At 63.2% G+C, this 26038-nt stretch carries 21 protein-coding genes; 20 read left to right on the top strand and 1 reads right to left on the bottom strand.

What is annotated here, in order from left to right; translation table 11 throughout:
- Positions 1-2 precede the first annotated feature (2 nt).
- The 7 genes from ACIQC5_RS11695 (at position 3) to ACIQC5_RS11665 (ending at position 10368) form a co-directional block, all read left to right on the top strand.
- Positions 3-902: a fumarylacetoacetate hydrolase family protein gene (locus ACIQC5_RS11695; protein WP_400282022.1), complete on the top strand. Its 900-nt coding sequence runs from the start codon at positions 3-5 to the stop codon at positions 900-902.
- 34 nt (positions 903-936) lie between these two features.
- A complete protein-coding gene (locus ACIQC5_RS11690; protein ID WP_400282019.1) occupies positions 937-3027 on the top strand; it encodes a hydantoinase/oxoprolinase family protein in 2091 nt (696 codons plus the stop codon).
- 2 nt (positions 3028-3029) lie between these two features.
- Positions 3030-4790: a hydantoinase B/oxoprolinase family protein gene (locus tag ACIQC5_RS11685; protein WP_400282016.1), complete on the top strand. Its 1761-nt coding sequence runs from the start codon at positions 3030-3032 to the stop codon at positions 4788-4790.
- 102 nt (positions 4791-4892) lie between these two features.
- The gene (locus ACIQC5_RS11680; RefSeq protein WP_400282014.1) at positions 4893-6026 is read left to right on the top strand and encodes a Gfo/Idh/MocA family protein; all 1134 of its coding nucleotides are present in this window, start codon (positions 4893-4895) and stop codon (positions 6024-6026) included.
- Between the two features lie 188 nt (positions 6027-6214).
- Positions 6215-8176, top strand: coding sequence for a 3D-(3,5/4)-trihydroxycyclohexane-1,2-dione acylhydrolase (decyclizing) (gene iolD, locus ACIQC5_RS11675; protein ID WP_400282012.1), 1962 nt, complete (start codon positions 6215-6217; stop codon positions 8174-8176).
- Between the two features lie 74 nt (positions 8177-8250).
- Entirely contained in the window at positions 8251-9606 is a 1356-nt protein-coding gene (locus ACIQC5_RS11670; protein WP_400282010.1) for an NAD-dependent succinate-semialdehyde dehydrogenase, read from the top strand.
- An 84-nt stretch (positions 9607-9690) separates the two neighbouring features.
- Positions 9691-10368 (top strand): amino acid permease, encoded by a 678-nt coding sequence (locus ACIQC5_RS11665; protein ID WP_400282007.1) that lies wholly within the window; start codon positions 9691-9693, stop codon positions 10366-10368.
- Here the strand turns inward: ACIQC5_RS11665 and ACIQC5_RS11660 are convergent.
- Positions 10365-11549: a Gfo/Idh/MocA family protein gene (locus tag ACIQC5_RS11660; protein WP_400282003.1), complete on the bottom strand. Its 1185-nt coding sequence runs from the start codon at positions 11547-11549 to the stop codon at positions 10365-10367. The genes ACIQC5_RS11665 and ACIQC5_RS11660 overlap by 4 nt on opposite strands.
- Positions 11550-11737: 188 nt before the next feature.
- On the opposite strand from ACIQC5_RS11660, the gene ACIQC5_RS11655 reads away from it, so the two are divergent.
- The 13 genes from ACIQC5_RS11655 to ACIQC5_RS11595 all read left to right on the top strand — a co-directional run bounded on the left by ACIQC5_RS11655 (position 11738) and on the right by ACIQC5_RS11595 (position 25962).
- Positions 11738-12505: an SDR family NAD(P)-dependent oxidoreductase gene (locus ACIQC5_RS11655; protein WP_400282001.1), complete on the top strand. Its 768-nt coding sequence runs from the start codon at positions 11738-11740 to the stop codon at positions 12503-12505.
- Between the two features lie 53 nt (positions 12506-12558).
- Positions 12559-14316: an IlvD/Edd family dehydratase gene (locus ACIQC5_RS11650; RefSeq protein WP_400281998.1), complete on the top strand. Its 1758-nt coding sequence runs from the start codon at positions 12559-12561 to the stop codon at positions 14314-14316.
- 71 nt (positions 14317-14387) lie between these two features.
- A complete protein-coding gene (locus ACIQC5_RS11645; RefSeq protein WP_400281995.1) occupies positions 14388-15401 on the top strand; it encodes a D-2-hydroxyacid dehydrogenase in 1014 nt (337 codons plus the stop codon).
- 33 nt (positions 15402-15434) lie between these two features.
- Positions 15435-16892, top strand: a complete 1458-nt coding sequence (locus ACIQC5_RS11640) for an APC family permease (protein ID WP_400281993.1) — start codon at positions 15435-15437, stop codon at positions 16890-16892.
- Positions 16893-16921: 29 nt separating this feature from the next.
- Positions 16922-17932 (top strand): inositol 2-dehydrogenase, encoded by a 1011-nt coding sequence (iolG, locus tag ACIQC5_RS11635; RefSeq protein ID WP_400281990.1) that lies wholly within the window; start codon positions 16922-16924, stop codon positions 17930-17932.
- A gap of 314 nt (positions 17933-18246) precedes the next feature.
- Entirely contained in the window at positions 18247-19131 is an 885-nt protein-coding gene (locus tag ACIQC5_RS11630; RefSeq protein ID WP_400281987.1) for an ATP-binding cassette domain-containing protein, read from the top strand.
- Complete coding sequence (locus ACIQC5_RS11625) at positions 19128-20126, top strand: ABC transporter permease (RefSeq protein ID WP_400281984.1); 999 nt, start codon at positions 19128-19130, stop codon at positions 20124-20126. The genes ACIQC5_RS11630 and ACIQC5_RS11625 overlap by 4 nt, the downstream gene beginning before the upstream one ends.
- 66 nt (positions 20127-20192) lie before the next feature.
- Positions 20193-21161 carry a sugar ABC transporter substrate-binding protein gene (locus tag ACIQC5_RS11620; RefSeq protein WP_400281982.1) on the top strand — a complete coding sequence of 323 codons (969 nt, stop codon included), beginning with the start codon at positions 20193-20195 and terminating at the stop codon, positions 21159-21161.
- Positions 21162-21288: 127 nt separating this feature from the next.
- Positions 21289-24225, top strand: coding sequence for an FAD-binding and (Fe-S)-binding domain-containing protein (locus ACIQC5_RS11615; protein WP_400281979.1), 2937 nt, complete (start codon positions 21289-21291; stop codon positions 24223-24225).
- A gap of 1 nt (position 24226) precedes the next feature.
- A complete protein-coding gene (locus tag ACIQC5_RS11610) occupies positions 24227-24421 on the top strand; it encodes a hypothetical protein (protein WP_400281976.1) in 195 nt (64 codons plus the stop codon).
- A gap of 96 nt (positions 24422-24517) precedes the next feature.
- Positions 24518-24715, top strand: coding sequence for a hypothetical protein (locus tag ACIQC5_RS11605; RefSeq protein WP_224166382.1), 198 nt, complete (start codon positions 24518-24520; stop codon positions 24713-24715).
- A 107-nt stretch (positions 24716-24822) separates the two neighbouring features.
- The gene (locus ACIQC5_RS11600) at positions 24823-25260 is read left to right on the top strand and encodes a carboxyltransferase domain-containing protein (protein WP_400282416.1); all 438 of its coding nucleotides are present in this window, start codon (positions 24823-24825) and stop codon (positions 25258-25260) included.
- A gap of 36 nt (positions 25261-25296) precedes the next feature.
- Positions 25297-25962, top strand: coding sequence for a TetR/AcrR family transcriptional regulator (locus ACIQC5_RS11595; protein WP_400281973.1), 666 nt, complete (start codon positions 25297-25299; stop codon positions 25960-25962).
- Positions 25963-26038: the final 76 nt, after the last annotated feature.

Raw genomic sequence — 26038 nt, 5'->3', positions numbered from 1 at the left:
CCATGAAGATCGTTTCCTACGAACACGAATCCGGTATCCGCGGCGGCGTCCTGATCGATGACGCCGTCTACGACCTGGAACTGCTGCTGCAGGGTTCCAGCCAGGCAGTGCACGGAGCCACCACCACCGTCCGGGAATTCCTGGAACTCTACGGCGACCGGCTTCAGGCCGTCTCGGCCGAGGTCAGCGCACTGGCCGGCCAGGACCCGGAAGCCCACGTGGGTGTCCGGGCCGATATCCGGCTGACAACACCTGTGCCCAATCCCTCCAAGGTGCTCTGCATCGGCCTGAACTACAAGGACCACGTTGCCGAGACCGGCCGCGCGTTCCCGGAGTACCCGGACGTCTTCGCCAAGTTCGCCTCCACCATGGTTGGGCCCGAGGACGAGATCGGCGGTGCGAACGTCAGCGAGAACCTCGACTTTGAAGGTGAACTCGCTGTGGTGATCGGGCGCAAGGCCAGCGAGGTCCCCGAAGAAGAAGCATTGAACTACGTTGCCGGGCTTGCACCGCTGAACGATGTCACCGCCCGGGACCTGCAGTACCGCGGCACCCAGTGGCTGGCAGGCAAGGCCGTTGACGGGTCAACCCCGTGGGGCCCTGCACTGGTCACCTTGGACGAAGTGGGCGATCCCCAGAACCTGGACCTCGCCACCCGCGTGAACGGCATCGAAGTGCAGCGCTCCAACACGAGTTACCAGATCTTCCCGATCGCCCGCATCGTTTCCTATCTTTCAAGTTTCCTCACCTTGGAACCAGGCGACGTCATTGCCACGGGAACCCCGCAGGGCATCGGTGCCAAGCGGAACCCGCCTGTCTGGCTGGAACCGGGAGACACGGTGGAAATCGAGATCGACAAGGTTGGACTCCTCCGCAACACCGTTGGCAAACCCCAGCTCTAATCCCTTGCAAGCCCTACGAAAGTAATGAAGACCCATGAGTGAAGTACAGACACAACCAGGTGAGGCCCGGTACCGCATTGCCGTCGACACCGGCGGTACCTTTACCGACGTCGTGGTCGGTTCCAACAGCGGCGACATGGCGGTCGGCAAGGCGCTGACCACCTACGACCGCGTGTTCACCGGCTTCGAAGCGTCGGTCCGCCGCGCTGCCGAGTCCGTTGGCTGGAGCGGTGACGACGTGCTGTGCAATGCAGACGTCATTGTCTACGGCACCACCCACGCCACCAACGCAGTGCTCACCGGCAAGGTAGCCAAGACAGCGCTGCTGACCACAGACGGTTTTGCCGACACCCTTTTGCTCCGCGAAGGTGGCCGTCGTGACGCCTTCGACTCGAAAGCCGCGTACCCGCCGCCCTACATTCCCCGCTACCTGACCTTCCAGATCACTGAGCGCATCTCCTCCGAGGGCGACATCCTGGTGCCGCTGGACGAAGAGCAGGTACGGGAAGTCCTGGGTTCCTTCAAGGAACAGGGCATTGAAGCTGTGGCCGTCTCTTTCCTGTGGTCGATCATCAACGATGCCCACGAGAAGCGCGTTGCCGAGCTGATCCAGGAGATCCTGCCCGGCGTTCCGTACACGCTCTCCAACGCGGCAAACCCTACCATCCGTGAATACCGCCGCTCCTCGGCAGCCTCGATCGATGCTTCCCTGAAGCCATTGATGGCTGACCACCTGGGCAAGCTCCGCTCCGACCTCCAGAAGTACGGCTTCGCCGGCGACCTGCTGGTGGTTACCTCCGAGGGTGCCGTCCTCGACGTTGCCGATGTACTGGACCGCCCGGTACTGCTGCTGAACTCCGGCCCGTCCATGGCTCCATTGGTTGGCGCGGCGGCGGCTCCGGACCACGACACAGTGGTTGTCTGCGACATGGGCGGCACCACCTTCGATGTGTCCCTGGTCGAGAATGGCGTGGTCCGCCACACCCGTGAAGCCTGGCTGGGCGAGCCGTTCGTCGGGCACCTCACTGGCCTGTCCTCCGTGGCAGTCTCGAGCATCGGCGCCGGTGGCGGCAGCATCGCCTGGATCGACGGCGGTGGCCTCCTTCGCGTAGGCCCGCAGAGTGCGCGCAGCACCCCCGGCCCGGCAGCCTACGGCCGCGGCGGCGAAGAACCAACCGTCACGGACGCCTGTGTGGCGCTCGGCTACCTCGACACAGAGGGCTTCGAAGGTGGCTTTACCCTGAACCGAGAGGCTGCCATTAAGGCCATTGACACCCGCATCGCGGGGCCGCTGAAGATGGACACCCTGCAGGCCGCCCAGGCCATCCTTGATGTCTCCGCCAACCACATGGCTACCGCCATCCGCCAGTCTGCTCTCGAGCAGGGCGTTGACCCCCGGGGTGCGCTCATTGTTGCTGGAGGTGGCGCAGGCGCCATGGTCGCAGCGATCATCGGCAGGCTCCTGGAAGCCGACACCGTCCTGATCCCGGCTACCGCCGGCGTCCTGGCCGCCTACGGCGCCCACCGCGCACCGATCGCTACCGAGTTCCTCTCGCCGCTGCACAACGACACCCGCAGTTTCGACGCCGGTTCGGCCTCCCGGGCAGTGGAGGACCTGACGGCCAAGGCTGAAGTCTTCGTGAAGCGGTTCGACGGCGTGGGCGAAGCACCCAAGGTGACCTACTTCGTGGACGCCCGTTACCCCGGGCAGGCCTGGGACCTCCGCGTCTACCTCGACGCCGCCCCGGACACCTCCGGCGATGCGGCAGGCATCATCGAGCGCGCCTTCCACGAGGAGCACGACCGCCGCAACGGCACCCACGATCCGGACAGCCGCGTGGAGATCATCACCTGGGGTGTCCGCGTGGAAATCCCCCGGTCGGAGCACACCAAGTCCGAGAGCGAACTCAGCCGCACCGCGGAAATCCACCGCACGGACAGCATTGTTTTTGGCGGCGAACCCTTCAGCACCCAGCGCTACCGCGGCGTGACGCTCGCCCCACGCGACAAGATCGTAGGACCGGCCGTCATCGATCAGCCCACCACCACCATCGTCGTGCCGCCGGAGTGGGACGCCACGCTCGATGAACGATCCAACATCTACCTCACCCGTAAGGAGGCGTAACCGTGACCCGCGAATTCGATCCCGTAAAGCTCTCGGTCCTTGCCAACGCATTCGACGGCATTGTCCGCGAGATGACCAGCGGCCTGCTCCGCTCCGCCCGCTCATCCGTCATCAACACGGCCCGCGACTTCTCCTGTGCCGTGCTGACTGCGGACAACCAGTTGCTCGCTGCCGCCGAAGGTGTGCCCGTGCACGTCTTCGGTGCCGGCCCGCTGGGCGAAGACATGGTTGAGCTGCACAAAGACATCAAGGAAGGCGATGCGTTCCTGCACAACGACCCCTACATGGGTAACTCGCACGCTGCAGACCACGTGATCCTGGTACCCATCTTCATCCAGGGCCGCCACCTCTTCACCGCCGTGACCAAGGCCCACCAGGCCGACTGCGGCAACTCGCTTCCCACCACGTTCTTTGCCACCGCGCGGGACGTGTATGAGGAAGGCGCGCTGATCTTCCCCTGCGTGCGGATCCAGCGCGACTACACGGACATCGACGACATCATCCGCATGTGCCGGTCCCGCATCCGTGTTCCCGACCAGTGGTACGGCGACTACCTGGCATCCGTTGGAGCCTCGCGCATCGCCGAGCGCCGCATCCACGAACTCGCTGAAAAGTTCGGTGTGGATGACCTGGTGGACTTCGTGGACGCCTGGTTCGACTACTCCGAGCGCCTGACGGCCAGCGCGATCGAGAAGCTGCCCGAATACGTCCTACACGGCACCTCCACCCACGATCCCTTCCCCGGCACAGGCCCGGACGGCGTGCATTTGCAGGCAACCCTCGAGGTGAAGCCAAAGCAGGGCAAGGTTGTGATCGACCTCCGCGACAACCCGGACAACCTGCCTAACGGACTGAACCTCACCAAGGCAACGGCCACCGGCGCCGCGCTGGCCGGGATCCTTTCCGGCATCCCGGAGAACCTGCCGAGCAACGCCGGAACCTTCCGTCGCGTGGAGGTGCTGCTGCGTGACGGCTGCGCCGTGGGTGTTCCCAAGCACCCCTACTCCTGCTCGTCGGGCACCACCAACCTCGCGGACCGAGTGGTCAACATCGTCCAGGCCGCTTTCTCCCAGATCGACGACGGTTACGGCACCGCCGAGGGCGCAGCCGGCCAGGCGCCTGCCAAGTCGGTCATCTCCGGGACGGACGAACGCAACGGCAACCCCTATGTCAACCAAATCCTGGTAGGCGGCGTCGGTGGTCCGGCCACCCCGTACGTTGATGGTTGGCCCACCTACCAGCGACCCGTGTGCGGGGCCCTCCTGTACCACGACAGCGTGGAAGTGGACGAGCAGCGTTACCCGATTCTGGTCCACGAACGCACCCTGGTGGCCGACTCCGGCGGTGCCGGCCGCCAGCGCGGCGGACTTGCCACGCGTGTCACCATGGAACCCCGCGGCGAGAGTGTCACCCTCACCTACGGCATCGAAGGCAAGATCAATCCGCCCAAGGGTGTCCGTGGCGGCCACGATGGCGCCGAGCCCTCAGCCTGGGTGGAAGACCTCGAGACCGGCGAACGCCACGAAATCCCCGTGGTGGGCCGCTACGACCTGCAGTCGGGCGAGAAGGTCGTCTCCATCACCCCCGGCGGTGGTGGCTACGGCGACCCGCTGGAACGCGACGTCCTGGCAGTGCTCGACGACTATCGCGAATCACGCGTGACCCTCGAAGCCGCGGCCGCACACTACGGCGTGGTCATCACCGACGGCGCCGTCGACGAAGCAGCAACGGCCCAGACCCGCCAGGAACGCCTGGCCGGCTAGCACCGAGCTATCGCCACTAGCACCGCTCTATCGCAACTCATCCCGGGGCGAGGTATATTCCTCGCCCCGGGATGTTCCACCAATCATTAAACGGAGATTCACATGGAACCCATTCGAGTCGGCATCATCGGCGTCGGAAACGTCCTCAACCAATACCTGGACAAGATCGGCGTCCACCCCGACGTCCAGATCGTGGCGCTCGCGGATGTGAACCCGGAGGCAGTCAGGAAGCGCGCTGCCGAGTACGACGTTCCCAAGGCTCTCACCCCGGACGAGCTACTGGCAGATCAGGACGTAGAGTTGGTCCTCAACCTCACGCCGCCCAAGCTCCATGCACCAGTCACGCTCCAGGCGATCGCTGCCGGCAAGCACGTCCTTTCCGAAAAACCCTTCGCAACCTCCCTTGAGGAAGCCAAGCAGATTCTGGACGCAGCACGGGAAGCCGGCGTCAAGGTAGGTTCCGCGCCCACCACGTTCCTGGGTTCCGGCATGCAGACCAGCCGCAAGCTCATTGACGACGGCTGGATCGGCGAGCCGGTGGCAGCCTTCGCCTCGTTCGCCTGCCGCGGCTATGAGCACTGGCACCCGAACGTGGACCCTTTCTACAGCCCCGGCGCAGGCCCCATGCTGGACATCGGGCCGTACCTGATCACCAACCTTGTGAACTTCTTCGGCCCGGTGAAGCGGGTATCCGCGACAACGCCGCGTTCCTCCGAGACCCGTCCCCGCCCGGGCAAAGAGGGTGAAGTCATCCAGATCCAGACCCCGACGCACGTCACGGGCACTCTTGACTTCGAGTCCGGCGCTGCTGCCACCGTGATCGTCAGCTGGGACATCTGGAACCACAATCTGCCGCACCTGGAGATCTACGGGACAGGTGGCTCGCTGGCGGCGCCGAACCCGGACCACTTCTCCGGAGCCCCCGTGCTGCGCCGCGGCGAGCCTGGCGACCTTGCGCTGGACATGACGCCTCCCGGCGGCGGCGATTGGCGCGAAACGCCCATCACCCACCGTGACGACGCCTACCGCGGCATCGGCCTGGCCGAATTCGGCTACGCGATCCGCAACGGCCTGGAGCCCCGGACGGGCGGCGACTTCGCCTACCACGTGTTGGAGGTCCTCCTGGCCTTCGAGGCATCATCGGAGCAGGGTAAGCACATAGAGATCGAAAGCACCTGTGAGCGGCCCCGGCCGCTGCCCTCCGTGGGTCCGCAGGAGCCTTACCGCTTCGACTAAGCGGACAACCAAACAGCAGCCGACGGCGGTACTTACGTGCCGCCGTCGGCTGCTGTTGTTTTGGTGTCGGGGCACATGGGTCGCTGCGTCCCAAACTGGGACACAACTTGGCATCCCCATGGTGAAAACCTGATGTTCGGGCGAATCGGTTTGCAAATGCCGACGCACCTACGAATTTAGGAGAACCCATGACTAGCACAGCCGCTGCTGATATCGGCACCGAGGTCAATATCACAGCCGATAAAAAGGCCGTCCGCCGCCGCACTGTCGCACAAGCGATTGTTGAGTATTTGCAGGTCCAGTACAGCGAACTGGACGGCGAGAATCGGCGCCTGATCGCCGGCATGTACGGCATCTTCGGCCACGGCAACTCCGTGGGCCTGGCCCAAGGCATCGACGAATACGGCGTGGACTTCCCGCACTACCAAGGCAAGAACGAGCAGTCCATGGTCCACGCGGCCATCGGCTTCGCCAAGGCTTCCAACCGTGCAGCCACCCTGGCCTGCACCGCTTCAGCCGGTCCGGGATCCACCAACATGGTCTCCGGCGCCGCCACAGCCACCACCAACCGACTCCCTGTGCTGCTGTTCCCCGCGGACATCATCAACAACCGGTTCGGCGACCCCGTGCTGCAGCAGATCGAACACCCCGTTGAGCGCGACGTGTCCGCCAACGACTGCTTCCGTCCCGTCAGCCGGTACTTCGACCGGATCACCCACCCGGCCCAGCTGCTGTCCACCCTCCCCGAGGCCATGCGCGTCCTCACCGATCCTGTGGAAACCGGCGCCGTGGTGGTTTGCCTTCCGCAGGACATCCAAGGTGCCGAGTTCGACTTCCCGGAGTCCTTCTTCACCCCGCGCGTCTGGCACATCCGCCGTCGCCCGGCAGTTGAGGACGAGCTGCGCGACGCCGCCGAAATCATCCGCAACGCCAAGCGTCCGCTGCTGATCGCCGGTGGCGGCGTCCGCTACTCCAAGGCACAGGAAGAACTGGCACGCTTCAGCGCGGAGTTCGGCATCCCGGTGTCAGAGACCTACGCCGGCAAGGGCAGCGGCCCCATCACCGACCTTAACCTCGGGGCATTGGGTGTGACCGGAACTGTGGGCGCCAACGAGATCGCCGACGGTGCGGATGTTGTGGTCACCGTGGGCTCCCGCCTGCAGGACTTCATCACGGCCTCGCACTCGCTGTTCCAGAACCCGGACGTTAAGTTCGTGAACCTCAACGTGGGTTCGTTCGACGCCCACAAGATGGGCTCGTTCCCCGTCATCGGTGACGCCAAGCTGAACCTGGCCGCCCTGCGCGAGCGGCTCGCCGCCGTCGGGTACTCGACGTCGGACGAGTTCCGCAGCGACGTGGCCGACGCACGCAAGGCCACGCTGGAAGTTCGCAAGCACGATCTCCAGGATTTCGCCGGCGAACTGATGAGCCAGGCACAGGTGATCGACGTCCTCAACAAGCGCACCACCAACGAGGACGCCCTGATTTTGGGCTCCGGCGGCGTGGTTGAAGGCATCCACAAGGCGTGGGATCCCTCCAACGGCACCGAAATTCACTTTGAATACGCCAACTCCTGCATGGGCCATGAGATCCCGGCTGGCCTCGGCTACCGTTTGGCCCGTCCCGATGCGCCGGGCGAGGTATATGTCCTGATCGGTGACGGCACCTACTTCATGCAGCCAACCGAACTGGTCACGGCTGTCCAGGAACGCAAGAAGATCATCACCATCGTCATCGACAACCGCGGACACCAGTGCATCTGGCCCCTCCAGGTTGCCAAGGGCGGTCCGGGCCGCGAATTCGGCACCCAATACCGGGAACGCAGCAAAGAGTCCGGCCGACTGGACGGGGCCATCCTCGACTTCGACATCGCGGCCAACGCGGCCAGCATGGGTTGTGCTGCCTGGTCCACGACGACGATCGAGGAGTTCTCGGCCGCCCTCACCGAGGCGAAGGAAGTCGAAGGCCCTGCTGTGATCGTGGCCCGCGTGGAGCCGTGGCGCTACCTTTCCGGCAACGGCGCCTTCTGGGACGTTGGAGCTCCGATGACCTCGGAGCGACCCGACACCCTGGAGGGTATCGCCAAGCACCTCAAGGGCCGTGAGCGTCAGCGCTTCTACGCTGCCACCACCGCACCTGAAACGCGCTAAGCGCACCGGGCGGGACCGCTCTGGCGGTCCCGCCCGTCTCTTTTACGGGATTTATTGACCAAGGAGCATTCATCATGAGCGCATTTGCCGTTACTGATCCGGCCACCGGAACCATTCACGCCGAGTACCCCGCAGCCACCGACGCAGAAGTCGAGGCCGGACTCAGCGCAGCCCAGAAGACCTACCAGGACTGGTCACGCACCACTACGGTCGCCGAACGCACGGCCATGGCCAAGCGCCTCGCGGACCTGTTCGTTGCGCGCAAGGACAAGCTTGCCGCCATCATCAACCGCGAAATGGGCAAGCCGCTCCAGCAGGCCGTAGGCGAAGCGGAGTTCTCCGGCTCCATCGCTTCGGCCTTCGCTGAAAACGCTGAAGAATGGCTGGCCGACGAGGAACTCGAGGTTGCTGACGGGCTGAGGAGCTTCTTCCGTTACCAGGGCCTCGGCGTGATCCTGGGCATCATGCCGTGGAACTACCCCTACTATCAGGTGGCACGGTTCGCGATTCCAAATATCATCCTGGGCAACACGGTGATCGTCCGCCACGCCAGCCAGTGCCCGGAGTCGGCGTTGGCCCTGGAGGAACTCTTCCGCGATGCAGGCTTCCCGGAGGGTGCCTACGTCAACCTCTTTGCCACGCACCAGCAGATCTCGGACATCATTGCCGATGACCGTGTGCAGGGTGTCTCGCTCACCGGTTCCGAGCAGGTGGGAGCGATCGTCGCTGAGCAGGCCGGACGCGCGTTGAAGAAGTGCGTCCTCGAGCTTGGTGGAGCCGACGTGTTCCTGGTTCTGGACACTGACGACGTGGACCTCGCGGTGAAGAAGGCCGTCATGGGCCGCATGGGCAACACGGGGCAGTCGTGCAACGGTTCCAAGAGGATCGTGGTGCTGGACAAGTACTTCGACGAGTTCTCGGAGAAGTTCAAGGCCGCCATTGCTGGCCAGTCCTACGAGAACGGCGATTTCGGCCCGATGTCCTCCGATTCAGCCACCAAGTTCCTGGCTTCCCAGGTGCAGGGTGCGCTGGACCAGGGCGCCGAAATCCTGGTGGGCAACAATGAGCCAAAGGGCAACGTGTTTACCCCGACGGTGATCACCAACATCACCCCGTCCATGGACGTCTACAGCGAGGAACTGTTCGGTCCCGTTGCACAGCTCTACAAGGTCAGCACCGACGATGAAGCGATCAAGCTCGCGAATTCCTCGCCGTATGGCCTTGGTTCCGTGGTGATTTGCGACGACGTCGACCGCGCCGAGCGCGTCGGCAATCAGCTCGACGTCGGCATGGTGTTCGTGGGTGCCTACGACCTCAGCGGTGCGGACGTGCCGTTCGGCGGCGTCAAGAAGTCCGGTTACGGCCGGGAACTGGGCAAGGTGGGCATGCTGGAGTTTGCCAACAAGAAGCTGTTCCGCTTCGCCAAGTAGTTTCACCGCACAAGTTTCAGCGCAGCAAAAGGAGGCCGGATTGCGATCCGGCTCCTTTCTGGCTTTTAGTAGCGGGCTGTCTTATTGCTCCTGCTCTGCGTACGGCATAGTGCCGGCCTCCAGGTAATCGCCATCCTTCTGGTCACCAGCTTCTTTGCCTCAGGCCTGTCCCTCCAGAACATCCTTTCCCGTTACACCCACTCCCTTGCCGTCGATGGCATCTTTCCGAGGTCCATCGCGGCAGTGCACCTCAAGCATGGGTCTCCGCACCGCGCCGCTGTGACAGTTGGGGCCGTTCTCCTGCTTGTCCTGCTGGTCCTGGTCCTCTCGGGCTGCGACGAGAATTCCCTGTATGCCGCGGCGGCCGGCGTTGCGTTCTATGGGATGCTGCTTTTGCTCTGCCTGACGGCCATTGCGGTCATAGTGTATTTTCGCAGGAACAAGTCCTCGATGTCGTTCTGGCGGACGCTGATCGCCCCGATCGTGGCGCTGGCAGGGATTGGGTTCGCTTTGTTGACAGCTTCCTTCAATATGGAGCTGTTAGTGGCCGGGGATCCGCTCCTGCTGACGGTTCTGCTTCTGATCCCCTACGCGTCGATAGTCGCCGGCATCTTCCTGGCGCTGGTCCTCAGAAGCCGGATACGTTCGGATTGGACGCGCCCTGGACTAAGGCGGCCCGCCCTAAATAGGCTCGAAAAACGTAAGCACAAAAGGAGGCCGGATCATGGCGATCCGGCCTCCTTCCGTGACCCAGGGGCTTAGGCTCCGTAGGTCGTGTTTCCGGAGACTTCCGGGATCTCCACCCAGTCCCCGGAACCGGCGCTGCGCAAGGAGGCATCCACCAGCTCCGAAGCCGACCAACCATCGGCGGCGGAGGGTCCCAGCTGCTTCCCTTCGGCCACCGAACGCAGGAACAGCGCGGCCTCGATGGTCTTGAGGTCGTTGAACCCGATGCCCGGACCAGGACCCGGCTGGAAGCGGCCGAATTCGCCGTAGGACGGCGGTGTCATGATGGTTCGGTAACCGCTGCGGTCGGTGGCGAGCTCAAGCTGGTTCATTCGTTCGAAGTTCCAGCGCAGCGAGCCTTCCGTGCCATACACCTCAATGATGTATTCGGCGTGCGGGCCAATGGCTACACGCGTGGATTCGAACATGCCGATCGCGCCGCCTTCGAAGCGGGCCAGCATGGCCGTGTAGTCCTCGTTTTCCACCTCACGGGTGACATCCGAGGCCTGGCCCATGTCGAAGGAGTTGGAGGAATTGCCAGCCGGCAGTGGGCGGTCCTTGATGAAGGTTTCCGTGACGGCATTGAGCGAAGTGATGCGCCCAACCAGGAACTGTGCAAGGTCAAAACCGTGACTGAGCACATCGCCCAGGACACCGGAGCCCGCCCGTGCCTGCTCGTAACGCCACGTGAAGACCTGCGTCGGGTCGGAGGCGTAGCCGGTGAGCAGGCGGATCTGCACGTTGGTCACCTTGCCCAGCGCGCCGGAGCGGATGAGCCGCCTGGCTTCAGCCACGGCCGGTGCATGCCGGTAGTTGAACCCCACGGACGTGATGAGTCCTGCAGCCTCGGCACCTTGGGCGATCTCGCGGGATTCCTGGGCACTGCGGCCCATGGGCTTCTCGATCCAGAAGTGCTTGCCGGCTTCGATGGTTGCCAGAGCGATTTCGTGGTGCAGGAAGTTGGGGGAGCAGATCGAGACGACGTCGACGTCCGGGTTCTCGAGAACTTTGCGGTAGTCGGTGGCCGTTTCCTTGTAACCGAGCGCGTCCTCGGCGTGGTGACGGCCGGCGTCGTCGGGATCTGCGGCGATCACAAGCTCGGGGTGGCGCGGCAGTTCAGGGAAGAACTGCTTGGTGGCGAGGTATGCGCGGGAATGCAGGCGCCCCATCCACCCCACCGATATCAGGCCAACACCAATTCGGTTCTGGTCTTCCAAAGTGGACTCCTTAGTTTTTGCCGCTCTTCGGCTATGTTGTGCCGCTCAGAGATGCGGCATCTGCGGATCAGCCTATGAAGGCAAGGAGCGTGCGCTGTGTCTCAATCTGAGACATCCCGCGAAGGCTTCCGGCTGTTTGAGTGGAACGTAATAGTCCAGCAACGCCAACAAAGAGGAGCCCTTCGACGATGATGCACCGCAATCAACAAATTCGCACCGAACCGCTGCGGGTGCTCGTCACGGGTGCAACGTCCGGCGTAGGAGAAGCGACCGCAAAGCTCTTCGCAGCGCGGGGTGCCCGGGTGGCGCTCATGGGGCGCCGCGCCGGCGAGTTGCAGCGCGTTGCGGACAACATCGACGGCGGTGCGTACCAGGTAGTCACCAACGTTGCCGACGCCGAATCAGTCAGGAATGGAGTCCGGGGCGCGATCCACTCCCTCGGTGGGCTGGACGTGGCCGTTAACGCCGCGGGCGTTGCTGGCTATGCGGCCCTCCAGGACCTGGACGAGCACCGCTGGCGCGAAGTGCTGGACACCAACCTCTCCGGTACGTTCTACGTCGCCCGGGAAGCGGGACTCCACCTGCGCAGAGCCGGGGGAGGAGCGATCGTCAATGTTGCCTCGGACCTCGCAACCATGGGCGTAGCCGGACTGGCCCATTACTGCGCCGCCAAGGCCGGGGTCGTGGGGCTTACCAAAGCACTGGCCCTGGAACTGGCTCCCTCTGTCCGCGTTAACGTCGTCTGCCCTGGACCGATTGATACGCCAATGCTGCGCTCGGGCCTGGAGTCCGAACCGGACCCCATCCTGGCCCTCCAGCAGAAGGAAAGCACCATCCCGCTGAACCGCCTCGCGGATCCGGAAGAAGTGGCAGCGGCCATCTACTTCCTGGCGGTGGACGGCACCTTCGCCACCGGCACCAGCATGGCGTTCGATGGCGGCACATCCGCCGCGTAGCTGCCTTACCCAAGACCTCATAAAGACAAACAAGCCAAGGAGCTTTGAAGGATATGTCCGAGTCGAATTACAACGACCTCCGCAGCGCACGATGGTTCGCGCCACACGACCTCACGGGATTCGTGCACCGCACAGCCATCCAGGCCGAAGGCTTCTCGCGCTTCGCCATTAAGGACCGGCCGGTCATCGGCATTGCCAACTCCTGGTCCGAACTGGTCAACTGCAACATCCATTTCAAGCTCCTTGCCGAGGCCGTGAAGCGCGGTGTACTGATGGCCGGCGGTTTGCCGCTGGAGTTTCCCACCATCTCCTTGGGTGAGAGCCTGATGAAGCCCTCTGCTATGCAGTTCCGCAACCTGATGGCTATGGACGTTGAGGAATCCATCCGGGCCTACCCGCTGGACGCGATCGTGTTGCTCGGTGGCTGTGACAAGACCGTTCCGGCCCAGCTCATGGGCGCGGCCAGCGCCGACATCCCGACAATCATGCTTACGGGTGGCCCGCAGGAGCCGGCCCACTTCCGGGGCAAGCAATTGGGCGTCGGCACGGACACGTGGAAGTACGCAGACGAACTGCGGGCGGGCAAGATCACGGAGGCGGACTTCGACGAACTCGAGTCCGCTGCCAAGCCCTCCGCCGGCCACTGCAGCGAGATGGGTACGGCTTCCACTATGACGTCCCTCGTGGAGGCGTTGGGCATGTGCCTTCCCGGCACTGCGTCCATTCCCGCCGTCGATTCACGCCGCGGGCAGGCAGCGGAAGCCACCGGACGCCGGGCGGTGGAAATGGCGTTGTCAGGTCCGAAGCCCAGCGAGATCCTGACCAAGGAAGCGTTCGATAACGCCATCACGTTGCTCATGGCCGTGGGTGGCTCGACTAACGCAGTGGTTCACCTTTTGGCGTTGGCCCGCAGGGTTGGCTACGAACTGGAGTTGGACCGGTTCCACGAAATTTCGCAGCGGACGCCGCGGATCGTTAATGTCCGTCCTTCCGGCGAGTACTTGGTGCAGCAACTGTTCCAGGTCGGTGGCATTCCCACTGTGCTAAAAGCGTTGGACCCGCTGCTGAACAGGAATGCCGTCACGGTCACCGGCCAGTCCCTCGAAAAGGGCTACAGCTCGGCACCCGAGCCGGACGGCGTCGTCGTGAGCACGCTCGAGGCGCCCTTCGACGCCTCAGGCGGCATCGCCGTCGTCCGTGGTTCCCTGGCCCCTAACGGTGCGGTGATCAAGCGGAGCGCAGCCTCCAAGGACCTGCTGCAGCATAAGGGATCGGCAGTTGTCTTTGACGACATCTACGACCTCGGCCGCAGGATCGATGATCCTGACCTGGACATCACCGAGGATTCCGTGCTGGTACTCCGCAACAGCGGTCCAGTGGGAGCTCCCGGCATGCCGGAATGGGGCATGCTTCCCATTCCGGAGAAGCTGCTGCGCAGGGGAATCCGCGACATTGTGCGCATCTCCGACGCCCGCATGAGTGGCACCGCGTTTGGCACAACCGTGCTGCACGTGTCTCCGGAGGCTGCCGTGGGCGGCCCTCTGGCGATTGTCCGCGATGGCGATCCGATTGTGCTGGACGTGGAAAACCAGCGCCTTGACCTCGATATTCCTGAGGAAGAGATCGAGGCCCGGCTCGCCGAGCTCAAGCTGCCCGAGCCGAAGTACCGCCGTGGCTACGGGCGGCTCTTTATCGACCACGTCAACCAGGCACATGAAGGTTGCGACTTCGACTTCCTCAAGGGCCTGCCGGACGAGGAGCCCCAGCGGCTGCCCTACGGCCTGATGAGCGGTTGGCAGGGCGGCTGGTAGGCCGCGGCGAGCACTAAGCACGGATGGTGGGGCCGTTCCCGTCTGGGAGCGGCCCCTTGAAAGGAGAAGGTGTGTCACGACCCAAGGTAATTGCAATTGTCCAGGAGGGCCGCCCGGTTCCTCCCGTGGAACGTCTGGAGACCGAAGCCGAAGTGTTGGTGGTCCGGACGGCGGATGAGTTCCGGGCGGCGCTGCCGGGAACGGAGATCCTGTTCCTCAACGATTTCCGGACCAAGCTCCTGCGCGAAGTGGGCCCCGGGGACTTGCGCTGGATCCACACCTCCAGCATTGGCGTGGACAGTCTCATGACCGAGGAGATCATCAACAGCGACATCGTGGTCAGCAACTCCCGTGGAGTGTGTGAACGCCCTATCGCTGAGTGGGTCCTGGGCGTGCTGTTGATGTTCACCAAGGACCTGCGTCGCACCATCGAGTTGCAGCAGGCACGGACCTGGCAGCACCGCGAGACCGAACCCCTTTTGGGCCGCAAGGTACTGGTGGTCGGTCCGGGCCCGGTGGGGCGCGAAACTGTGCTGCTGTTGCGGGCAGCGGGCATGGACGTGACCGTCGTCGGCAGGTCTGCCCGTGAGGATTCCCAACTGGGCGCGATCGCCTCCTTTGACGAACTGGACGTACTCCTCGGAGAAGCCCAGGACGTTGTGCTGACCGTGCCACTCACCGAGGAGACCCGCGGTCTGTTCAACGCTGCCCGCTTCGACAAAATGCGTCCGGGTGCCCGCTTGGTCAATGTTGGCCGTGGAGCGGTTGTGGTGGAGCAGGACCTCCTTGATGCCATCGATGCGGGCCACTTGGGTGCAGCGGCCTTGGATGTCTTCGAGAACGAGCCGCTGGCGGCAGAAAATCCGCTGTGGAGCCGCAACAATATCCTGGTCTCGCCCCACGCATCCGGAGACCTGATCGGATGGCGTGGCCGGGTTGTGGACTGCTTCGCGAGGAACCTGCAGCAGTGGAAAGCGGACCAGCCACTGAACGACATTGTTGACCTGAAGAAGTTGGGTGGAACCGCCCCAAAACCCGTGTCTCAGGCTGGTACAGTACTCCCACAATCCGCGTCGGTAGTGTGATTCAGCACTCTAAAATTTCGCGACGAGGATTACATGTCTAGCTCAACAAAAGGGAAGCCGATAACGCCTACCCAGACCCAGGAACACAAGCTCAGCGGCAACATGGGGGTCGGCGAGCTCGTGATGAACGTGCTCGCGTTCTCTTCCCCCCTGACCACCGTTGCGGGCACCTTGCCCGTGATGCTTCTTTTCAGTGGCCACACCGCTCCGGGGATCTACCTCCTGGTGACGCTGATGCTGCTGATTTTCTCGGTGGGGTTCGTCAAGATGAGCCGGAGCGTCGAAGCTCCCGGCGGCTTCTACTCCTTCGTCACGGCAGGGCTGGGCAAGCCAGCCGGCTTGGGCGGGGCGCTCCTGGCCTTGGTTGGGTATGTGTTCATCGGCTTCTTTGCTCCGTCACTGTTCGCCCTCACGCTGCAGAGCTTCGTGGTCAATACCCTGGGCGGTCCGGATATCCCGTGGTACTGGTACGGCCTGGGCATCATTGTCGTCACCACGTTGCTGGCCTACAACCGGATCGACCTTTCCGCGAAGGTGCTGACGGTGGTTATGCTGCTCGAGTCGACCGTCGTCATCATCTTCGATGTCGCGGCGTTCGCCTCAGGTGACGTCTCACAAGGCGTCGGCTTCTCCATGCCTTGGATAACCGACGCCGGATTGGGCCTTGCGCTGCTGTTTGCCGTTGGGAACTTCTTCGGTTTCGAAGCAACGGTCATCTACCGCGACGAGGTCAAGAACCCGGACAGGACCATCCCCAGGGCAACCTACCTGGCCGTGGTGGGCATCGGCCTGTTCTACGCGGTGGCTGCGTGGGCTTACACCGCATTCCTGGGAGCGGACAACGTCCAGGAAGCGGCCAAGGCCAACACCGTGAACTTGTTCAACGACGGCGCCACGACGCTGGTGGGCAAGATCTTCGCTGACATCGGCGTAGTCCTGCTCATCACTTCGATCCTGGCCTCAATGCTCTCGATCCAGAACATCGCGGCCCGTTACAGTTTCTCGCTGGCCGCTGATGGGGCACTCCCCAAGGCTTTGGGTCGTGTGCACCCGCGGCACAAGTCCCCCTACGTTTCAGCAGTAGGCGTTGGCTTGCTCTGGGCCGTAGCCACGGTGGTGTTCACTGTGGTGGGGGTTCCGCCTGAAGCCCTCTACCCGATCGCGAGCGGAAGCGGCACTTTCTCGGTCCTGCTCCTGATGTTCATCACGAGCTTCGCCGTCATGGTTTACTTTGTCCGCCGCCGCAGTTTCGCTCCTGAATCTGTGTGGAAGACGATTGTGGCGCCCATCGTCAGCGTGATCTTCCTTGGCTTGATTACCTACCTGGCCATCGCGAATTATCCGGAACTGATCGGCGGATCGGCCGTTATGACTGCCATCTTCATGACCTTCACGTTCGCGCTGTTCTTCGGCGGGATCGTTTATGCCTACTTCCTGCGCTCAAAGCGTCCGGATGTTTATGCCAGATTGGGCCGGCAAAAGATCGACTAAAACATCACTTCAACATCTGGAGACCTGCAATGACGCAACAGATCAGAGTTGGCCTGTTCGGGACCGGCAGGATCGGTCAAGTGCATGCCATGAGCCTGGCAACCCTTGAAGAAGCGACGTTGGCCTGGGTGTGCGACCCCTTAATAGAGGGCGCCAAGCGAACAGCCGCCGAATACGGTGGGCGTGTGAGTGACGACCCGGAAGAGGTTTTTGCCTCCGGGGAGGTCGATGCCGTTATCGTGGCGTCTCCCACGGCCACTCACGTGGACCTCATTGAGCAGTCGATCGACGCCGGGATCCCGGTTCTGTGCGAGAAGCCCATCGACCTGGAAATTGCGCGGGTCGATGCACTCCGGGCCAAGGCGGCCGCTACGGATATCCCGATCGCCCTGGGCTTCAACAAGCGCTTTGACAGGCATTTCGTGGAGCTCAGGCGGCGTGTGGGGGCTGGCGAGATCGGAGCCTTGGAGCAACTGATCATCACCAGCCGCGATCCCGGGGAGCCGCCAGCGGCCTATCTGCCCCAGTCCGGCGGGATCTTCCGGGACATGACTATTCACGATCTGGACATGGCCCGCTACTTCATTCCAGACATCGTGGAGGTGTCGGCCACAGGCGCGAACGTCTTCAGTGACGGCATCCGGCAGGCGGGCGACTTCGATTCGACGGTGGTGACCTTGCGGGGTTCGAAAGATGAGCTTGTGACCATCTTCAACTCGCGGCATTCCGCATATGGCTATGACCAGCGAATAGAAGCCTTCGGATCCGCGGGCTTGCTTCACGTGGCCAACAAGAACGACAGCCTGGTCCGGCACTGGGGTGCCAGGACGGTGGAGGGGATGGGGCCGTACCAGAACTTCTTCCTGGAACGCTACGCGGAGGCGTACCGGCTTGAGGTCGCAGAGTTCCTGCGCGCTGTCCGCGGGCTTCCCTCGCGGAGTCCTGGCTTCGAGGACGGCCGTGCTGCCCTGATCCTGGCTGACGCGGCAGAAAAGTCCGCCCGGACAGGTGCTGCGATAGCCGTGGAACTGTCAGCGTAGCCCTTTGACTGCCCGGCCCGGGCACGGATTATTTCGCAACAATCCGTGCCGGGCCGGGCTTTGTTTCTTTAAGGGAAGTGAATTGTGTCCCGCGGCAACAATTCACGTCAGGCCGTGTTTCAAAGTGGCACATCTAACGCATTCTCCAATCCGCCAAAGTTCAAGTAAGTGAAACAGTGTGGCGAAGGTCACGCAGCTACGGGACTTTCTTCGAATTGCCCCGGATTCTGCAAAGTCAAACAACCTTGTTTGATGGCCCATCGCTAAAGGTGTTTCACCGGTTCATTTGCATGGCCCTATCAAACGAGGATGAGATGACCGACGCACCACCGGCGACAGCTCCACTGGTCGCCCTTAAGGACATACACAAGACATTCGGGGCGGTGTCCGCATTGCGCGGAGTCAGCATCGATGTCATGCCCGGCGAAACCTTCGCTCTTCTTGGAGACAACGCCGCCGGCAAATCCACGCTCATGAAAGTGCTGACGGGCGTCTACCAGCCCGACCGTGGCGCGATCGAGCTGGACGGAAAGAAAACCGAGTTTCCCACGCCATCTGCATCCCGGGACCAAGGTGTCGAGATGGTCTACCAGGACTTCGCCCTGGCCGACAATCTCGATGTCCGGACCAACATCTTCCTGGGCCGCGAGCCCCAGAAGAACATCCTGGGTCCCCTGCTGAGGATCATCGACAGGAAGAAGATGGAAGCGGAAACCAAGCGCGTGCTGGAACGCCTGGACATCCCCATCAACCCGCGCCTCAAGGTCAAGCGACTCTCCGGCGGCCAGCGGCAGGCCGTGGCAATCGGCCGGGCATTGGCCTTCGATGCCCGCTTGATCATCATGGACGAGCCCACCGCAAACCTCTCGGTGGCCAAGGTGGACAAGCTTATTGAAGTAACCCAGCGGCTCAAGGACCTGGGCATCGCGGTCATCATCATTACGCACCGCCTGGACGAAGCCTTCGCCGTCGCGGACCGCTTCGCCGTCATGCGCCAGGGGCAGGTAGTGGGACGTTTCCGCGTGGGAGATGTCTCCGAAGCCCAAGTGGCCCACCTGATTTCGCACGGCACCTTGGACGACTACGTCGACACCGGCAGCGGCATCCCGGAGGCGCGCCGCAAAATCGGAAGCACATCAGCAATGGAAACCGTGGATGCACTGGCCGCGCGCGGTACTACCACCGGGAGCGACTCATGAGCATCACCATGGACAACATCAAGACCAAGCTGGGGCCAGCCGACCTCAAGGAAGGCCTGACCGCCACCAAGGTCAAGCGATTCATTGGCGATTACGGAATCATCATCCTGTTCGTAGTGATCCTCGTCTTCCTTGCCGCGGCGGCACCGAACTTCCTGACCCTCAACAACATCGTGAACGTCGTCAGGCAGTCGTCCATCATCGGACTGATCGCGCTGGGAATGACCTTCATTATGATCACGGCAGGTATCGACCTGTCCGTGGGCTCCGTTGTTGGCCTGGCCGGCATGACCTTCGCCCTGCTTGCCCCTGCCAGTGGAGGCGCCTTTTGGCTCCCTCTGATCGCTGGGCTTGGCGTCGGGCTGTTGGTCGGTTTCCTGAGCGCAGCCATGGTGGTTTGGGGAGCCATCCTCCCCTTCCTTGCGACGTTGGCCACCATGGCCATAGCCCGTACGGCGGCACTGGTGATCACTGACGGGCAGGTTGTCTCCGGCCTGAGCGGACCGGCCGAGTGGCTGGGATCAGGTTTTCTCGGCCCCATTCCGGTTCCCGTGATCATCTTCCTGGTGGCCGCCATCATCTGCGAATTTGTGCTCAGCCGAACCAAGTTCGGCTCCCACGTCTACGCCGTAGGTGGCAACGAGGAATCGGCCAAGAAGGTTGGCATCTCCACCAGCCGTGTACTGTTCACCGTCTACCTCATTGGCGGCGTCACTGCTGCCCTTGGCGGACTCGTCCTCACCGCGCGTCTGGACGGCGCCGCGCCGGTGGCCGGTACCGGTTACGAGCTCCAGGTGATTGCCGCCGTCGTCATTGGCGGAACGAGCCTCTTTGGTGGCGTTGGCACCATCCGCGGAACCGTCGTTGGCGTGCTCCTGCTGGGCGTGGTGATGAACGGCATGAACCTGATGGGCGTTTCCTCCTACTTCCAACAAGGCGTTCAGGGCGTGATCCTGGTCCTCGCCGTCCTGCTGAACCGCTGGAAGTCCGACTGACCCAGCAACAAACAACGCATCACAACAATCTCCAAGCGCACAGACAAACCACTGAAAGGAACAACCATGGGTATGCGACGTAAGATCGCCGCGGCGGTCGCCATGATGGCAGCGGGGGCACTCACCCTCACCGGCTGCGCAGGAAGCAGCAACGCAACCAGCAGCGGGGGTGCGGCCAAGACCTACAACATCGGCGTTGTGGTCCTTGACCTGCAGGACCCGGACCTGGCCCACATGACGGACGCCATGAAGAAGACGGCGGATGAGAAGGGCGTGAAGCTCAACATCACCGACTCCAAGAAGGACGTTGGCAGCGAACTGAACCAGGTTGAGGACCTCCTCACCCGCCAAGTGGACGCAGTCATCATGCAGCCTCTGGATGGCGATGCCAGCCAGAACGCGGCCAAGAGGGTCATCGCAGCCAACATCCCGCTGTTCATCCTGTCCACCGAATTCGCGGAGGGATCGGACGTTGGGTACAAGAGCTACATCGGCGTCGACGACACCGTGGCCGGCCAGATGCAGGCCGAGTACCTCAACAAGCTGATGCCCAACGGCGGCAACCTCGTGTTCGCAGCAGGCATATACGGCGCATCGTGGACCGACCGCCGCAAGTCCGGCTTCGACAAGACCATCAACAAGAACTTCAAGATCGTGGCTGAATTCCAGGCCAAGGGCAGCCGGGATGACGCCAAGCGCAACATGGAGGACACCCTCCAGCGCTTCCCGTCCGGCCAGATTGACGCCGTTGTGGCCAACAACGACGAGATGGCCATCGGCGCGGCTTCCGCAATCGCCGACGCAGGCCGCACGGCTGAGTTCAAGGCCGTAGTGGGCGTCGACGGCACCGAACCCGCGCTCCAGGACATCAAGGCCGGCACCATGTCCGCAACGGTCCGCCAGGACTCCGCGGGCCAGGGCGTCAAGGCCGTTGAGGTAGTGACCGACTTCCTAAACGGCGGAAACGTGGACAACCGCTACACACTGCCGTTCACGCTCATCACCAAGGACAATTTGTCTGAGTTTCTGAAGTAACCACTTCCGGACAAAAGTACGGGCACAGCGGACCTCTCCGCTGTGCCCGTACTGTTTTGGCACACTCCGCCGGGGTTCCAGCCTGCCTAGAATTCCAGCGGACCACTACGAATTGGAGAAGGCGAACATGCCCCATGGTGACGACGGAGACACGAAAGTAGAGCAACTGCTTGTCGCGTTGCGCGGACAGGGCATCGAGGTGGATGACTCTCCGCGACGGCGCTCCGAGTACTCCTACGATGCGTCCAACTACCGTGTCCGGCCTGCCGCCGTCGTCTTTCCCGCAAGCGTCGACGACGTCAGGGCCATCGTGCGCGGATGTTCGGCTTTCGGCGTTCCCATCACCCCGCGCGGCGGAGGAACGTCCATGGCGGGCAACGCGATCGGTGAGTCCTTGGTGGTCGACCTTTCGCGAGGCTTGACCTCCGTAGGAGACGCCGACGGCGGTACGGCGGCGGTCTGGGCGGACGCCGGCGTCGTCCTTGGCGAGCTGCGCTCCTACGTCGAGAAAGCGAGTGGCGGTGAGCTGACCTTCGCCCCGGACCCATCTTCGATGACGCGGGCCACGATCGGCGGATCGATCGGCAACGACGCCTGCGGCAACCATTCGGTGGCCTACGGACGAATGACCCAGCATGTGCAGGAATTGGAGCTCGTCACGGCGGACGGCGCCCACCTGCATGCCGGACGGGACTTCCTGCGGGCCGTTGACGCAGTTGACCAGCACTCCGTCACCCGGGCGGAGGAAATTCTCGAAGGATTGAAGGCGTTGACCCAGGCCAACCTCGCCCCACTGCGGGTCGAACTGGGAAACATTCCCCGGCAGGTTTCCGGCTACCACTTGGGGCACCTCCTGCCCGAAAACGGCCTGGACGTGGCGGGCGTTTTGGCAGGCAGCGAAGGCACGTGCGCCATTGTGGTGCGGGCAAAGGTGGGGCTGGTCCCGAAGCCCCGCACCACGGCGCTCCTGTGTCTCGGATACGCGAATACCATCGACTCGGCCCGTGATGTGATGACCATCCTCGCTGCCAAGCCCAGTGCCATCGAGGGGCTGGATGGATCGATCGTGGACATCATGCGCCACCGACGGGGTGCCGCCAGCGTCGACTCACTCCCGCAGGGCAAGGCCTTCCTGATGGTTGAGTTCCCCGGGGACACCATGGAACAGGCGGCCTCCGATTGCGAACAGCTGCTGGAGAAACTCAAAGCCGACGGCCGGGTTGTGGACCACGCCCTTGTCACGGAGCCCCAGGAGCGCGCCAAACTCTGGCGGGTGCGGGAAGACGGTGCGGGACTCTCATCCCGGCGGATCGATGGTGTCCAGACCTGGCCCGGCTGGGAAGACTCGGCGGTCGCCCCGGAGCGTTTGGCCGACTACCTGGCGGAGCTTCTGCCCCTCGTGGAGAAATACGATTACACAGCCTTCATGTACGGGCATTTCGGTGCGGGCTGCGTGCACATGCGCCTGGACTATGACCTCCGAAGCGACACTGGCCGGGAGTCGTTTGAGAACTTCACCCGCGAAGCAGCGGCACTCGTGGTGGCCCACGGCGGCTCGCTTTCCGGGGAACACGGCGACGGCCGGGCACGCAGCGAACTGCTGGAAGTGATGTACTCACCGGCCATGGTGGGCATCTTCAAAGCGTTCAAACACCTCTGGGATCCAGCCGGAATCCTCAACCCGGGGATCATCGTGGACCCGGAGCCCTTCGCTGCTTCGCTGGCTCTGGAGGGCGTGCCCCGGCCGGGCCCCGCGCACGGTGAGCCGGCCGCGGTGCCGGGTGCCGCCGTCGTACCCTCTTCCGAGGACCGCAGCCTCCTGCCCGTGGTGAGCCCCTTCGTCGGCAATACGCATGCATGCATTGGTGTTGGGCGCTGCCGGGCAACCGCGGGCGGCTTCATGTGCCCCAGCTACCGAGCCACCAAAGACGAGAAAGACTCGACCCGCGGCCGTGCCCGCGTCCTGCAGGAACTGACGCGGACCAAGGGCACCAGCCACGGAGGTTGGTCCAGTCCGGAAGTCAGGGAAGCCCTTGACCTGTGCCTGTCCTGCAAGGCCTGCTCCGCCGACTGTCCCACGGGCGTGGATATCGCTGAAGCCAAGTCGCAGCTGGTGGATGAGCACTACCGCGGCAAAGTCCGGCCGTTCACGCACTATTCGATCGGTTGGCTGCCGCGGTGGCTGCCACTGTTGACGCGTATTGCGCCCATCGCCAACGCGGGGACCGGTTTCCGTCCGTTCCGTTGGGTGGGCGAAAAGTTGGGCGTCAGCGCACGACGACGGCTCCCGGCCTTCGCGGCGTCCGGCCGCATCCGGAGGCGGGTGGGCGAGGCAGGCTTCACCGACAAAGCCGACGTCCTGCTGTTCATCGACAGCTTCACCCGCGCCTTCCGGCCTGAAGTGGTCCCGGCAGCGGCTCGGGTGCTGCGGGACTCGGGCAGTTCCGTGGGTTGCACGCCGGACGCCTGTTGCGGGCTGACGTGGATCTCCACCGGTCAACGCGAGGGAGCACGACGGCGGCTGGCGAGGCTGATCAACAAACTCGATGACGGCACGGATCGGGACATCGTGGTCCTGGAACCCAGCTGCGCGGCCACTATCCGTGACGAAGGTCCCAAATTGGTGGGCGGTGCCGCGGCTACGCGGGTTGCGGCCAGGGTCCGCTCGTTCTCCGTTGCGGTTGATGAAGCCATCAAACGCGGCTGGAAACCGAAGACGCTGCCGCCGGAAACGGCCGTGCTGCAAACCCATTGCCACGAGCACGCTGTATTCGGTTCAGGTGCCCAGAAACGGGTCCTGGAAGCCTGGGGCGTGCCGAACCTCGTGGAGTCGTCATCCTGCTGTGGCGTGGCTGGAAACTTTGGTTTCGAGGCCGAGCACTTCGATATGTCCATGAAGGTCGCCGAACACTCCATTGTCCCGGCGCTCGATGGTGGGGCGCAGCTGGTCCTCACGGATGGGTTCAGCTGCGCCATGCAGGTCTCACAGATCGATCCGGAACGCTCCAGCAAGCACCTGGCGATTGCCCTGGATCCACTGAGTCCGCGATGGACGGAGGATTAGGGTGGCATACGTCGGTATTTTCCTCATCCTGGTGGCGGCTGGACTGCGCTTGGCGGGGAGGCATCTTGGCGCCTCACAGAAAGCGCATTCAACGGCCAGCTTCCGCGGGGTGCATGCGGTTCCTTTGGGAGCCGCCGCATTCCTGGTGGCCGCAAGCGGCATTTTCATCTTCGCTGTGGGCATCAACCTGGAGTGATAAGCCCTGTCCCAAACTGACACGGTTGGCCCAAGCCCCCGGGACGGATGCTTGAAGGGACCCAATAGCCCCATTACTTTTTGAGAGTTGATCTCGATGATGAACAGGAAGCTCGCACAAGGACGGCACGTCGAATGGCTGCGGGCATCGGCACACTTCAACGAAACCGATCTTGGCGAACGGACTGACCTTCAGCTGAAGCGCTCGGGGAAACTCGTTCACCGACTCCTCCAGGACATGGCGGAAGGCCGCGACATCCGCGATGCCTCGCCGTGGCCAACACCGGGCGCCTAGCCCCCAAGCCGCGGTCCGTAGCGTTTGTTCCTGGCACTGGTCCAAGCGCTACGGCCCGCTTCCTTTTACGCCAGGAGGCAGAGTTGGCCAGTCTTGGATTGGCGGGCATGGCGGCTTCGTCCCAGACCCGGTACGGGACGTGGGAGGACTCCCCAGCCAGCTACGAGTTGCCCGTGGCATTTGGCGGTGCTGCAGGTCCGGACCTGGCGACAGCCTGCCTGCTGCTCGATATGCCGGCGCGAACTTTGATCAGGAGGCTTTGCCGGACCAAACACACCGTCAGGTCCTTCGCAGCCCCTGCGGCCTCTGCCGTGATCGAGGTTCCCTGGGGGAGGGACTGGCACCAAATGGCCTACGCCGGGCGGCGGATCAAAGCCGTGCCCCAAGGTTCCCTAACACTATCGGCGCTTGGCGTGACTCTCACCAGCTGCGATGCGTACACGGACGATCTCGTGGTGGGCCGGGTCCGGGAGTGTTTTGCTGACTGCCTTATAGGGAGAGGCGACTCTGTGTGGCTAAGGTCTTCTCAACCTAACGACTGTTAGTTAGACTCATCCCGTTACGACCCTTTTGAGGATGAAATGAGTCCATCTCCGCGTGAGCAGGCGAACGCTGCTGTATGGGAATTCCTGTCCAAACGCGACTGGTCGGCACAGACGCCCGCCAGGAAGCGAATCCTCGTGGCTTTCCTCCGGCTGGCCGCCACCAACGGTTACAACTCAGTGAGCATGCGTACGCTGGGCCGCGAACTTGGGCTGAAGGCGCCAAGTCTCTATTCGACTTTTCCGCAGGGGAGGGAGCAGATCGTGGCCGAATCGCTCCTCTGGTTCACCCACGGATTCGCCCGCGACCTTCTTAAAGCGGTGCAGGTAACGCCGTGCGCGGGTGACTACTGGGCGGCCCTTGTCCGTTTCCACGTCACCCAGCAATTGTGCCGGCCCGAGGCGGATCTCTGGAACCTACTGGTTGCCTCGGACAGGGTGGCGGGGTTCCTGGGTGATGACCTCCGTGAAGAGCTGGCCTTTTGGCAGAGCCTGCACCAGGAGATGTACGCCGCTGCGGCCGAAGAAATGGGACTCGCGGTCACGCGGCAAACCATCCAGGCTATTTTTACGCTGCTCGACGGCTCCGCGCGTTGGACTGCATGGGATGGCAGCCAGGCGCAGCTTGAAAGCGTGGTGGACCACGGGGTGGCCCTGTCCCGTTCCTTGCTTGAAGTCGGCGCCGGGACCCGCGCCGGCGCGTAGCCGGCGCTGTCCCAACATGGCACACCACCCTTCTGTGCCCCGTCGATACTGTGATTCAGAACTCAATATTCGGTGA

The sequence above is a fragment of the Paenarthrobacter sp. NPDC092416 genome (genome assembly GCF_044755025.1).
Taxonomy (GTDB): domain Bacteria; phylum Actinomycetota; class Actinomycetes; order Actinomycetales; family Micrococcaceae; genus Arthrobacter.
The sequence above is the reverse complement of the archived record's forward strand: the minus strand, read 5'-3'. Positions and strand labels throughout refer to the sequence as shown.